The 12,960-nt window shown below is 56.8% G+C and carries 11 protein-coding genes; 5 read left to right on the top strand and 6 right to left on the bottom strand.

The window, feature by feature from the left end:
* Positions 1-2: 2 nt before the first annotated feature.
* Complete coding sequence (gene oqxB / locus ACJBF3_RS04075; RefSeq protein WP_045329052.1) at positions 3-3,158, top strand: multidrug efflux RND transporter permease subunit OqxB; 3,156 nt, start codon at positions 3-5, stop codon at positions 3,156-3,158.
* 97 nt (positions 3,159-3,255) lie between these two features.
* On the opposite strand, the gene ACJBF3_RS04070 is transcribed toward oqxB, so the two are convergent.
* On the bottom strand, positions 3,256-3,735 hold the full coding sequence (locus ACJBF3_RS04070) for an Rrf2 family transcriptional regulator (RefSeq protein ID WP_032640456.1): 480 nt from the start codon (positions 3,733-3,735) through the stop codon (positions 3,256-3,258).
* 300 nt (positions 3,736-4,035) lie between these two features.
* Between ACJBF3_RS04070 and ACJBF3_RS04065 the strand changes: the two genes are divergently transcribed.
* Positions 4,036-5,751, top strand: a complete 1,716-nt coding sequence (locus ACJBF3_RS04065; protein WP_045329051.1) for a SulP family inorganic anion transporter — start codon at positions 4,036-4,038, stop codon at positions 5,749-5,751.
* A gap of 44 nt (positions 5,752-5,795) precedes the next feature.
* On the opposite strand, the gene dmsD is transcribed toward ACJBF3_RS04065, so the two are convergent.
* From dmsD to ACJBF3_RS04050, 3 genes are all read right to left on the bottom strand, one after another.
* Positions 5,796-6,410, bottom strand: coding sequence for a Tat proofreading chaperone DmsD (gene dmsD, locus ACJBF3_RS04060; protein ID WP_045329050.1), 615 nt, complete (start codon positions 6,408-6,410; stop codon positions 5,796-5,798).
* Positions 6,411-6,503: 93 nt separating this feature from the next.
* Positions 6,504-8,942, bottom strand: a complete 2,439-nt coding sequence (ynfE, locus tag ACJBF3_RS04055; protein ID WP_047717730.1) for a selenate/tellurate reductase subunit YnfE — start codon at positions 8,940-8,942, stop codon at positions 6,504-6,506.
* Between the two features lie 131 nt (positions 8,943-9,073).
* Positions 9,074-9,340, bottom strand: coding sequence for a DUF1161 domain-containing protein (locus ACJBF3_RS04050; protein ID WP_045329048.1), 267 nt, complete (start codon positions 9,338-9,340; stop codon positions 9,074-9,076).
* A 104-nt stretch (positions 9,341-9,444) separates the two neighbouring features.
* On the opposite strand from ACJBF3_RS04050, the gene ACJBF3_RS04045 reads away from it, so the two are divergent.
* The gene (locus ACJBF3_RS04045; RefSeq protein ID WP_045329047.1) at positions 9,445-10,155 is read left to right on the top strand and encodes a YnfC family lipoprotein; all 711 of its coding nucleotides are present in this window, start codon (positions 9,445-9,447) and stop codon (positions 10,153-10,155) included.
* 100 nt (positions 10,156-10,255) lie between these two features.
* Here ACJBF3_RS04045 and speG read toward each other — a convergent pair whose 3' ends face one another.
* On the bottom strand, positions 10,256-10,816 hold the full coding sequence (gene speG, locus ACJBF3_RS04040) for a spermidine N1-acetyltransferase (RefSeq protein ID WP_014883673.1): 561 nt from the start codon (positions 10,814-10,816) through the stop codon (positions 10,256-10,258).
* Positions 10,816-11,154 (bottom strand): DUF1283 family protein, encoded by a 339-nt coding sequence (locus tag ACJBF3_RS04035; RefSeq protein WP_045329046.1) that lies wholly within the window; start codon positions 11,152-11,154, stop codon positions 10,816-10,818. The genes speG and ACJBF3_RS04035 overlap by 1 nt, the downstream gene beginning before the upstream one ends.
* 152 nt (positions 11,155-11,306) lie before the next feature.
* Here ACJBF3_RS04035 and ACJBF3_RS04030 point away from each other — a divergent pair, with 152 nt between their 5' ends.
* Positions 11,307-11,633 (top strand): YnfA family protein, encoded by a 327-nt coding sequence (locus tag ACJBF3_RS04030; RefSeq protein WP_025757996.1) that lies wholly within the window; start codon positions 11,307-11,309, stop codon positions 11,631-11,633.
* Between the two features lie 112 nt (positions 11,634-11,745).
* The gene (manD, locus tag ACJBF3_RS04025; protein ID WP_045329045.1) at positions 11,746-12,960 is read left to right on the top strand and encodes a D-mannonate dehydratase ManD; all 1,215 of its coding nucleotides are present in this window, start codon (positions 11,746-11,748) and stop codon (positions 12,958-12,960) included.

The following is a 12,960-nucleotide window of genomic DNA, read 5'->3' as shown; positions in this document are numbered from 1 at the left end:
CCATGGACTTTTCCCGCTTCTTCATCGACAGGCCGATTTTTGCCGCCGTCCTGTCGATTCTGATTTTTATCACAGGATTGATCGCCATCCCGCTGCTGCCGGTGAGCGAATACCCTGACGTCGTGCCGCCAAGCGTGCAGGTGCGCGCGGAGTACCCGGGCGCCAACCCGAAAGTGATTGCCGAAACCGTGGCGACGCCGCTGGAAGAGGCAATCAACGGCGTTGAGAACATGATGTACATGAAGTCCGTTGCGGGCTCGGACGGCGTGCTGGTGACCACCGTCACTTTCCGTCCGGGAACGGACCCGGATCAGGCGCAGGTTCAGGTGCAAAACCGCGTCGCGCAGGCCGAAGCGCGTCTGCCGGAAGACGTGCGGCGTCTGGGCATTACCACCCAGAAGCAGTCCCCGACGCTGACGCTGGTAGTGCATCTGTTCTCGCCTGGCGGTAAGTACGACTCCCTGTATATGCGCAACTACGCCACGCTGAAGGTGAAGGACGAGCTGGCGCGCCTGCCCGGCGTCGGCCAGATCCAGATTTTCGGCTCCGGCGAGTACGCGATGCGCGTCTGGCTGGATCCCAACAAGGTGGCGGCCCGCGGGCTGACCGCGTCGGACGTGGTGACGGCGATGCAGGAGCAGAACGTGCAGGTCTCCGCCGGACAGCTTGGCGCCGAGCCGCTGCCGAAGGAGAGCGATTTTCTGATCTCCATTAACGCCCAGGGCCGTCTGCATACCGAAGACGAGTTCGGCAATATTGTCCTGAAAACGACGCAGGACGGTACGGTTGTCCGCCTGCGCGACGTGGCGCGTATTGAAATGGGGTCCGGCAGCTATGCGCTGCGTTCCCAGCTGAACAATAAAGACGCGGTCGGGATTGGTATCTTCCAGTCTCCGGGGGCGAACGCCATCGATCTCTCCAACGCGGTGCGCGCGAAAATGGACGAACTGTCCACGCGCTTCCCCGCGGACATGAAGTGGGCAGCGCCTTACGATCCGACCGTCTTCGTGCGCGACTCCATCCGCGCGGTCGTGCAAACGCTGCTGGAAGCGGTAGTGCTGGTGGTGCTGGTGGTGATCCTGTTCCTGCAGACCTGGCGCGCGTCGATCATTCCGCTGATTGCGGTGCCGGTGTCGGTGGTGGGTACCTTCAGCATTCTTTATCTGCTGGGCTTCTCGCTGAATACCCTCAGCCTGTTCGGGCTGGTGCTGGCTATCGGCATCGTGGTGGATGACGCCATCGTGGTGGTGGAAAACGTCGAGCGCAATATCGAAGAGGGGCTTGCGCCGCTTGCGGCTGCGCACCAGGCGATGCGCGAAGTGTCCGGGCCGATTATCGCGATTGCGCTGGTGCTGTGCGCGGTGTTTGTGCCGATGGCGTTTCTCTCCGGCGTTACCGGGCAGTTCTACAAGCAGTTTGCGGTGACGATCGCCATTTCCACGGTCATCTCCGCCATTAACTCGCTGACGCTCTCTCCGGCGCTAGCGGCACTGCTGTTAAAACCGCACGGCGCGCCGAAAGATTTCCCGACCCGGCTTATCGATCGTCTGTTCGGCTGGATTTTCCGTCCGTTTAACCGCTTTTTCCACCGCAGCTCGAACGGCTATCAGGGGCTGGTGGGCAAAACGCTGGGACGACGCGGTGCGGTATTCGTGGTTTACCTGCTGCTGCTTAGTGCCGCAGGCGTTATGTTTAAGGCGGTCCCCGGCGGGTTCATACCCACGCAGGACAAGCTGTACCTGATTGGCGGCGTGAAGATGCCGGAAGGCTCTTCGCTGGCGCGCACCGACGCGGTGATCCGCAAGATGAGCGAAATCGGGATGAATACCGAAGGCGTGGACTATGCGGTCGCATTCCCGGGGCTGAACGCGCTGCAGTTCACCAACACGCCGAATACCGGTACGGTCTTCTTTGGCCTGAAGCCGTTCGATCAGCGTAAGCATACTGCGGCGGAAATAAACGCCGAGATCAACGCGAAAATCGCGCAAATCCAGCAGGGCTTTGGCTTCTCCATTCTGCCGCCGCCGATTTTGGGGCTGGGGCAAGGGTCAGGCTATTCGCTGTACATTCAGGATCGCGGTGGTCTGGGCTATGGCGCGCTGCAAAATGCGGTGAACACCATGTCCGGCGCGATTATGCAGACGCCGGGAATGCACTTCCCGATCTCCACCTATCAGGCTAATGTTCCGCAGCTGGACGTGCAGGTCGACCGCGACAAGGCGAAAGCGCAGGGGGTGTCGCTGACCGATCTTTTCGGGACGCTGCAAACCTATCTGGGCTCGTCGTACGTGAATGACTTTAACCAGTTCGGGCGCACCTGGCGCGTGATGGCGCAGGCCGACGGGCAGTTCCGCGACAGCGTGGAAGATATTGCCAACCTGCGCACCCGTAACAGCCAGGGCGAAATGGTGCCGATTGGCAGCATGGTGAAAATCACGACCACCTACGGGCCGGATCCGGTGATCCGCTACAACGGTTACCCGGCGGCGGACCTGATTGGCGATGCCGACCCGCGCGTGCTCTCATCCGCGCAGGCGATGACGCAGCTGGACGCGATGTCTAAGCAGATCCTGCCGAACGGGATGAACATTGAATGGACGGACCTGAGCTTCCAGCAGGCCACGCAGGGCAATACGGCGCTGATCGTCTTCCCGGTCGCGGTGCTGCTGGCGTTCCTGGTGCTGGCGGCGCTGTATGAAAGCTGGACGCTGCCGCTGGCGGTGATCCTCATCGTGCCGATGACCATGCTCTCCGCGCTGTTTGGCGTCTGGCTGACCGGAGGCGATAACAACGTGTTCGTGCAGGTGGGGCTGGTGGTACTGATGGGGCTGGCCTGTAAAAACGCCATTCTTATCGTCGAGTTTGCCCGCGAGCTGGAAATTCAGGGGAAAGGGATTATGGAGGCCGCGCTGGAGGCATGCCGCCTGCGCTTACGCCCGATTGTGATGACCTCCATCGCCTTTATCGCCGGGACCATTCCGCTGATCCTCGGCCACGGCGCGGGTGCAGAAGTGCGCGGCGTCACCGGGATCACCGTGTTCTCCGGGATGCTGGGCGTAACGCTGTTTGGCCTGTTCCTGACGCCGGTGTTCTACGTGACGCTGCGTAAATTCGTGACGCGCGGGAAAAAAGAGGAAAGGGAAGTGCTGCCCGCGTAGGGACGCTCTAGATAATAAAAAACCGCCTTCACGATGAAGGCGGTTTTTTTACATCAGAATGTAGGCCGGGTAAGCGTAGCACCACCCGGCAAAATGGTTACGACGTCTTTTGATACTGGGCAATAAGTTCTGGGAGCGGATCGCATCCGCTGCTGTCGGCGTTTTTAACCTCTTCCAGCGCGCTTGCCACGGTATGGCGGGCGAGTACCGCCAGCGAAGCCTCCTCGGCCTCTTCGGAAATCGACTTGAAGTACCAGCAGGCGTTAGCGCTGACCACGCAGCGGGCCGGTACGTCAGGGCGCGACGCCCACAGCTTTTTATCTTCGATGACCGACAGGTAGATGTCGCGCAGGGTTATCTCTTCCGGCGGGCGGCCAAGATGAATGGAGCCGTTACGGCCTAGCGTTGAAACGATAATGCCGTCACGCGTCAGCGGAACCATCAATTTACGGATAAAGCTCGGGTTGGCTTCCAGGCCGTAGGCCAGAATGGCACTCGTCGAACGTTTTCCTAATTGCTCCGCCATCGCTACGCTGAGAACCATCTGCAAAGCTGTCGGGAAGCGGTAATCTAACATTTCTCTGTCCTGGGTCGCGGTGAATCTTGTTCTTTTTGGCACCGCAGAGGTGAATAAGCAATAAACAACAATATAACAAACAGGGGAATTTTTTTGAAGCAATCTGCGGCATTTGCGATCAAACACCCTGTTTCGGTTTAGCAAAACGTGCGGTTCTGGAAGCCAACGACATGTTTCCTCTTTAAATGGATTTTATCAAAAAACGAGAGGCGGCGTCTCAGTCCGGAGCATTTGAAAACCAGAACCTCAGTGAAAAGTGTGCCAACATCTTCTGAGTAATGTCCAGGTCCGGAGAATAAGGTGTTCGGAAAACTGTTGTTAAACTACATGCCAGGCTTACAAAATTTGTTAGCCTACGATAAAAGCTGGCTAAAACAGGATGTTAAAGCCGGGTTATCCGTTGCGGCCGTCGCGCTGCCCGTTGCGATTGCCTATGCCGAGCTGGCGGGGGTAGGGGCAATCGTAGGGCTGTACTCCTGCGTGTTACCGATGATCGCGTATGCCCTTTTTGGTTCTTCACGTCAGCTTATTGTGGGTCCTGATGCGACAACCTGCGCGGTGATTGCGGCCGTCGTATTTCCCCTTTCTGCGGGCAATCCCGAACTGCACTGGCAGCTGACGATCGTCATGACATTGATGATGGGCGGGTGGTGCCTGCTTGCCAGTAAATTTCGCCTGGGCGCACTGGCCGATCTCCTTTCTCATCCCATTCTTACGGGTTTGCTCAATGGCGTTGCCGTGACGATTATTGTTGGGCAATTGGGCAAGGTGTTGGGGATCAAGCTTGAGCAGGCGCAGGTTATTGAAAAAATAATGGCCTTGCCGGGGCAAATTTCAGATAGCCATTTATTAACCTTAGCAATATCACTCTTTACGTTAATTATTTTAATCGTTATCAGGACGTACCGCAGCCAGTGGCCAGCACCGTTGATTGCCATTGTGTTAACAACGTTGCTGGTGTGGGCGACATCCGCGCAGCAGTATGGCATTGCCACAATTGGCGGGGATGGCTTCCAGTCTGGTTTACCCATTGTTCACTGGGGAGCGTTCCAGCCGGGACCGATGCGTGATTTAGTGATCCCGGCGCTGAACCTGGCGTTGGTCAGTTTTGTCAGTCTGATGCTGACCGCCCGCAGTTTCGCCGCGAAAAATGGCTATGAAATTAATGCTGATGCCGAGTTTCGGGCGCTGGGGATTGCGAACATTATGTCTGGGTTATCTCAGGGGTTTGCTATCAGCGGTGCCGATTCCCGAACCGCGGTGAATGATTCCGTCGGGGGAAAAAGCCAGCTGGTCTCCATCGTCGCCGCCTTCATCATCGGTATCGTGGTGGTCTTTTTCACTCGACCATTACAGTTTATTCCCGTTTCTGCGTTGGGCATTGTTCTCATGTATGCGTCGTGGTCATTGATTGATTTACGTGGATTATGGAACCTGAGGCGCAGAAATAAACAGGCATTTCGCCTGGCCTTTTTCACATTTGGCTGTGTGTTAATTATCGGCGTTATCCAGGGGATCGGCCTTGCGGTGTTGCTTGGCCTGCTGCAGTTCCTTCGAACAGTATTTCGTCCCTCTGAGCACCTGCTGGGTACTGACGAAGAGGGAATGATTCACTCGTTAGGCAATACAACTGATATTAAAATGGTCCCGGGCGTGCTGATGTATCGGTTTAACTCACCGTTGACCTATTTTAATGTGGCCTATTTTAAACGTCGGGTTTTGAACCTGGTTGACGGCGCCGCATTACAACCTAAATGGGTGGTCATTGATGCCGTTGCGTGCTTCACCTATTCAGACATCAGCGTGCTGGCAACCATTAATGAGCTAAAGCGTGACCTGAAAGAGCGACAGATTACGTTAATCCTTGCGGGCAGGAAAACGGAGTTAACGCGCTGGTTTAAAGAGAGCCGGCCCACAATGAATGATGATGACATGATTCTGGCCCCAGACCTCTACCTGGCACTGCGGTTCATTCAAAGCAAAGAGAGCGTGAGTAAATCAGGCGGAGACGTCTAAATGCTAGCCTGGCTTGCCCGCCATCCGCGAGCAAGCCACATCCCTTACCGATACAGCGTCTTTTCCGCCACCGGAATAAGCAGTCCGGAGCGCCAGTCTGCGAGCGTCAGCTGCGCAAGCTTGCCCAGCGCGGTATAAAACGGATGCCCGGCGTTATCGACAAATTCCGACAGGAAGCGGGTGCTCCAAGGCAGCAGGTGCCATGCCAGAAGCTGAGCGCATTCCGCATCGCGGCCGTTCTCGGCCAGCCACGCCGCAAGCATCAGCAGCGTACCGAAGTGATCTTCTGGCTCATTCTGCTGCATCTCAAACGCGATAGCGTTCTCCCGCATCCACTGGCGTAGCGCAAGGGTCGAGTCGCCAAACAGCACGGATTCGCGGTCCAACCAGACGGAGCCCCACGGCGGAGCGGGCAGGGCGTAAGGGCCAATGAACAGCCGTTGCCACGCGTCCGTCAGCGGCTCATCGCCAGGAGTGGCAAAGGTATCCGCGACGGGCTGCAGCGTTTCCGGCGGCAGAGGCCAGTCCGGAACCCATTCGCCCGCCGTGAGGGCCTGCACCAGCGGCGCAGCCTGCTCGCTGTCTGGCGAGAAATAAAACAGCGCGCCCAGCACCCGGGCGCTGAACGCGAACGATTCACGATGTGAGACGTCTTTCATTAAATCTTCCTTGCTCGCGCGGAGGGCGTCCGCGCGACTGTGTTAACCGATAATACAAACCATAGAATAAACTACGGCTACGTAATGCACCCACTACACCTTTTCGATCTGCACCAGATTGGTGTGCTGCGGGTTGCCTTTTGCCAGGGGAGAAGGACGATGCGTCGTCAGCGTGTTGATGCATGAGCCATGGTCAATACGATCGCCCCGCATATCGGCATCATGCCAGGCCCCCTGACCCATGGCGCTTACGCCGGGCATAATGCGCGGCGTCACTTTCGCTTCAATTCGCACCTCGCCGCGATGATTAAAGACGCGCACCGTATCGCCGTTCTTAATGCCGCGTTTTTCGGCATCGACAGGATTAATCCAGACCTCCTGGCGACAGGCCGCTTTCAGCACGTCGACGTTGCCGTAGCTCGAGTGGGTACGCGCTTTGAAGTGGAAGCCAAACAGCTGCAGCGGGAACTGCGCGCGCGCGGGCGCATCCCAGCCGTCAAAGGTTGAGGCGTAGACGGGCAGCGGGCTGATGGTCTCGTCTTTTTCCAGCTCCCAGGAAGAGGCGATCTCCGCCAGCTTGCTGGAGTAAATTTCAATCTTGCCCGATGGCGTTTTCAAAGGATTGGCTTCCGGATTTTCGCGGAATTTTTTATAGGCCACAACGTGTCCGTTCGGATCTTTGCGCTTATAAATGCCCATTTTTTTCAGCTCGTCATAGGACGGCAGCTGAGGATCTTTTTCGAGCATTTTGGCGTACAGGAACTGCAGCCACTGCTCCTGCGTGCGCCCTTCGGTGAATCTCTGATGGACATCCGGCCCGAGGCGTTTCGCCACCTCGCTCATGATCCAGTAGATGGGCTTACGCTCGAACTTCGGCGCGGTCACGGGCTGGAGGAAAATCAGGTAGCCCATATTGCCCGCATAATCGTTAGGAATGATGTCTTCCTGCTCGACGGTCATCAGGTCCGGCAACAGGATATCGGCGTACTTCGCTGACGAGGTCATAAAGTTGTCGATGACGACAATCATTTCGCACTTGCTTTCATCCTGCAGGATGTCGTGGGTTTTATTGATATCGGAGTGCTGATTGATGAGGGTGTTACCCGCGTAGTTCCAGATGAACTTAATCGGCACGTCCAGCTTATCTTTACCGCGCACGCCGTCGCGCAGGGCGGTCATCTCCGGCCCGCGGGCGATAGCGTCCGTCCAGCTGAAGCAGGAAATTTGCGTTTTGACCGGGTTATCCGGCAGCGGCATGCGCTCGATGGTGATGGTGTAGGTTGACTCACGCGCGCCGCTGTTCCCGCCGTTGATGCCCACGTTTCCGGTGAGGATCGGCAGCATCGCGATGGCGCGGGACGTCAGCTCGCCGTTCGCCTGACGCTGCGGTCCCCAGCCCTGGCAGATGTAGGCAGGTTTCGTTGAGCCAATCTCGCGGGCTAGCTTAACGATGCGATCGGCAGGGATACCGGTGATGTGCGAAGCCCACTCCGACGTTTTTGCCGTGCCGTCATCGCCCTGGCCGAGAATGTAGGCCTTGTAGTGACCGTTAGCGGGCGCGCCTTCCGGCAGCGTTTTTTCGTCATAGCCGACGCAGTATTTGTCGAGGAACGGCTGGTCGACCATGTTTTCGTCGATTAATACCCAGGCAATGCCCGCCACCAGCGCGGCATCGGTTCCCGGACGGATCGGGATCCATTCGTCTTCACGTCCGGCTGCCGTGTCGGTGTAGCGCGGGTCAATAACGATCATGCGGGCGTTAGAGCGCTCGCGAGCCTGCTCCATATAGTACGTAATTCCGCCGCCGCTCATGCGCGTTTCCGCCGGGTTATTGCCGAACATCACCACCAGCCTGGTGTTTTCGATGTCCGAGGTGCTGTTGCCGTCGTTACTGCCGTAGGTGTAGGGCATCGCGCAGGCAATTTGCGCCGTGCTGTAGGTGCCGTAGTGGCTCAGGAAACCGCCGTAGCAGTTCATCAGGCGCGCCACCAGCGAAGCGTAAGGGGAGGAGCGGGTGATATTGCCGCCGACAATGCCGGAGGAGTAGTTTATGTACACCGCTTCGTTGCCGTAGTGAGCGACCACATCTTTCAGGCTGGCGGTGATAGCGTTCAGCGCTTCATCCCAGGAGATGCGCTCAAACCTGCCTTCGCCACGTTTGCCCACGCGCTTCATCGGGTAGTTCAGACGGTCAGGATGATTGATACGACGACGAATAGAACGGCCGCGCAGGCAGGCGCGGACCTGATGATCGCCATAAATATCTTCACCGGTGTTATCCGTTTCGACCCAGTACACTTCGTCATCACGGACGTGCAGTCGCAGGGCACAGCGGCTGCCGCAGTTGACCGAGCAGGCGCCCCACACGACCTTATCTTGTGCAGGCTGGACGGCGTTCTTCACCGCTGCGGCCGCGCTTTTTAATCCAAATGGAAGCGAGATCCCACCGGCGGCAAGCGCCAGAGAACCTAATGCGGTAGATTTCACGAGAGTTCGACGGCTAATTCCGCCGTGATGTTCGCTATCGGACATGGCTCACCCCATCATTATAATTGCGTATTATTTTTCCCGAAATGATGACCGGGCTAATGATGGGGTGAGTGTTACTTATTTGGGGGTATTAAATCTTAATCCTTATCAATTCAAAGGGGATTCAGGCTAAATTACTGAGATTCAGCAGCCCCGCCGCCGGTTCGGGTGTACAAAATTTTAAAGGTGTCGTTGGCGCAGTGACCTACCACCTGCGTGCCCGCCTGGTCGGCCTGATCGTTCGGCACAATGGTCAGGGTAAAGCCTGATTCAGGCACGCCGTTGTTAATAATCTTTTGCTGTATGTCGCTTTTCACGCGCTCGCAGGAATCCGGTGCCGCCAGCGCGGCCGTTGAGGCACTCATTAACAGCAGGGCGGTAATCCAGGGTAACCGTTTCATCTGTCGCTCCTTTTCTCTGTGTGTAGATTTATTCTAGCAGGCTTCGTGTAAACAACTGTATTTGCTAATATGATTGAGAATAATCTCCCTGAGCGGTAATAAATGTGAAGAAATACGCAGCGATAACGCTACTGGCAGCAACACTCGCGGGGTGCGACAACAGCTCCGCACCGCTGTCGTTTACGCCCGAGATGGCGAGTTTTTCGAACGAGTTTGATTTTGACCCGCTGCGCGGCCCGGTTAAAGACTTTACCCAGACCCTGTTCAACGAGAAGGGCGAAGTGTCCAAAAGGGTCACCGGCACCGTCTCGACGGAAGGGTGTTTCGATACGCTGGAGCTGCACGACCTTGAGGCCAACACCGGCGTGGCGCTGGTGCTGGACGCCAACTACTACCTTGATGCGGAAACCCAGCAGCGCAAAGTGAAGCTGCAGGGGAAATGCCAGCTGGCCGAACTGCCATCAGCCGGGGTGACGTGGGATACCGACGACAACGGTTTTGTGGTGGCGGCGCACGGCAAAGAGATGGAAGTAAAGTATCGCTACGACGCGGATGGCTACCCGCTGGGCAAAACCACCGTCTCCGGGGATCAGCATCTGTCCGTCCAGTCGACGCCGTCTAAAGATCTGCGCAAAAGAATGGATTACTCGGCAGTGAGCGTGCTGAATGACAAGCCGCTGGGCAACGTGAAGCAGAGCTGCGACTACGATCGACACAACAATCCGGTGAGCTGCGATCTGACGATTACGGACGAAAGCGTTAAACCGGCCGTCGAGCGCAAGTACACCATCAAAAACACGATTGAATATTACTAAGCAAGGTATTGATATTATTTCACAAAGTAGGCCGGGTAAGCAAAGCGCCACCCGGCAATAAAGACCGCGCCATTATTGATGACAGGGTCTGTCATCCCTCTCATTGCGCGGTCGGCTTCAGCAGGCTGGCGCCAGACGGTTTATGCCCGGCCAGGTGCTGATGCTGGAAGATGCACATGCGGATGGTATTGCGGTATTCACCGTTGATAAAGAACTCGTGAATCAGCTCGCCTTCCACCATAAAGCCCAGCTTGCGGTAGATATGGATCGCTTTCTCGTTCTCTTTGTCCACAATCAGGTACAGCTTGTAGAGGTTCAGAACGTTGAAACCGTAGTCCATTGCCAGCTTCGCCGCCCGTGAGGCCAGGCCTTTTCCCTGATGCTCAGGGGAGATGATGATCTGGAACTCCGCCCGACGGTGAACGTGGTTGATCTCAACCAGCTCTACCAGCCCGGCTTTTTCGCCTCCACACTCCACCACAAAACGACGTTCGCTCTGATCGTGAATGTGCTTATCGTAGAGATCGGACAACTCAACAAAGGCCTCGTAAGGCTCTTCGAACCAGTAGCGCATCACGCTGGCGTTATTGTCGAGCTGGTGGACGAAGCGCAGGTCTTCCCGCTCCAGCGGACGGAGCTTAACGTCACACGAAGCCGACATTACGGAGCTACCGTGCGGCCAGTGCGGCGATCGAGGCAGCGCAGGGTGTTAGGCTCCCAGTAGGCATTGACGTTTGCGCTTTGCTGACACTTATCGCGCGCGTCAAAAGCGACATCTTCTTTGTCCCACTCTTTTTCAGCACGTTTGTTGACCTTCTGACGAAGGCTGCGGGTGTCATTCCATTGTTCTTTGTCCATGGCGGCATTCTGGCGGCTTTGCGCGCTGTCACCAGACTCAATAACGAGCTTGCTGGTTTGTGCTGTCGCAGAGGCGGCAAAAGCGAACGATGACATCGCCAGCAGGGCTGTCAGACAAAGGCGTTTGCTTAATGTGGTCATAGCGTTTCCTTTTAAATGGGTGCAGATAATCGAGTTACCCCGTACAGATTCTACACCAAAGCGAAATAACGTCATACCCGCGGGGCAAGTATGGAAAAGTAAAGGGCATCATCAGGTATGATGCCTAAATAATTCCTCACCTGACGTGAAATATGCTTAAAACGACGCTGCTTTTTTTTGCTACCGCCCTGTGCGAAATCATCGGCTGCTTCCTGCCCTGGCTCTGGCTGAAGAAGGGGGGAAGCGCGCTGCTGCTGATCCCGGCGGGCGTTGCGCTGGCCCTCTTTGTCTGGCTGTTAACCCTGCATCCGGCGGCCAGCGGGCGCGTTTACGCGGCTTACGGCGGTGTTTATGTGTGTACTGCGCTGCTGTGGCTACGGGTGGTAGACGGCGTAAAACTCAGCGCGTACGACTGGGCCGGTGCGCTGATTGCCCTGTGCGGTATGCTGATTATTGTCGCGGGATGGGGGCGGGCCTGAGCCCCCGTATTTTTGTGATCGTTAGCTGATTTAACGATCGTTATACTTGTATGGTAGTAGGGTTGGTGGGTAAATTTCCAGCATCACAACGACCGATGTAAGGAAAGGAATTATGAAGATTGTCGCGGCTGACGTGTTTGTTACCTGCCCGGGGCGGAACTTTGTCACCCTAAAAATCACTACCGACGAGGGGATTGTCGGCCTCGGTGACGCGACCCTGAACGGACGCGAGCTTTCCGTGGCATCCTACCTCAAGGATCACCTCTGCCCCCAGCTGATTGGCCGCGATGCGCACCGCATCGAAGACATCTGGCAGTTCTTCTATAAGGGGGCCTACTGGCGTCGCGGTCCGGTCACCATGTCGGCCATCTCCGCCGTGGATATGGCGCTGTGGGATATCAAGGCGAAAGCGGCCAACATGCCCCTTTACCAGCTGCTGGGCGGCGCTTCCCGCGAGGGAGTCATGGTCTACTGCCACACCACCGGGCACACCATCGACGACGTGCTTGAAGACTACGCTCGCCATAAGGAGTTGGGCTTTAAGGCGATTCGCGTCCAGTGCGGCGTGCCGGGCATGAAAACCACCTACGGCATGGCCAAAGGGAAGGGGCTGGCCTACGAGCCCGCGACCAAGGGCGACTGGCCGGAAGAGCAGCTCTGGTCCACCGAAAAATACCTCGACTTCACGCCAAAGCTGTTCGACGCGGTGCGCAATAAATTCGGCTTTAATGAACATCTTCTGCACGACATGCACCATCGCCTGACGCCAATCGAAGCGGCGCGCTTCGGCAAAAGCATCGAAGCGTTTCGTATGTTCTGGATGGAGGATCCCACGCCTGCCGAAAATCAGGCCTGCTTCCGCCTGATCCGCCAGCATACCGTCACGCCGATTGCGGTGGGCGAAGTGTTTAACAGCATCTGGGACTGCAAGCAGCTCATTGAAGAGCAGCTTATCGACTATATCCGCACCACCATAACCCATGCGGGCGGCATCAGCGGAATGCGCCGCATCGCGGACTTCGCCGCGCTCTACCAGGTGCGAACCGGCTCGCACGGCCCGTCCGATCTTTCACCCGTTTGCCACGCCGCCGCGCTGCATTTCGACCTGTGGGTGCCGAACTTTGGCGTGCAGGAATATATGGGTTATTCCGAACAGATGCTGGAGGTCTTCCCGCACGGCTGGCGCTTTGATAACGGCTATATGCATCCGGGCGACAAGCCGGGTCTGGGGATCGAGTTTGATGAAAAGCTGGCGGCGAAATACCCGTACGATCCGGCCTATCTGCCGGTAGCCCGTCTTGAAGACGGCACGCTGTGGAACTGGTAA

It is taken from the genome of Enterobacter sp. PP-008-ECC_S150 (genome assembly GCF_045257065.1).
GTDB lineage: Bacteria > Pseudomonadota > Gammaproteobacteria > Enterobacterales > Enterobacteriaceae > Enterobacter > Enterobacter chengduensis.
The sequence above is the reverse complement of the archived record's forward strand: the minus strand, read 5'-3'. Positions and strand labels throughout refer to the sequence as shown.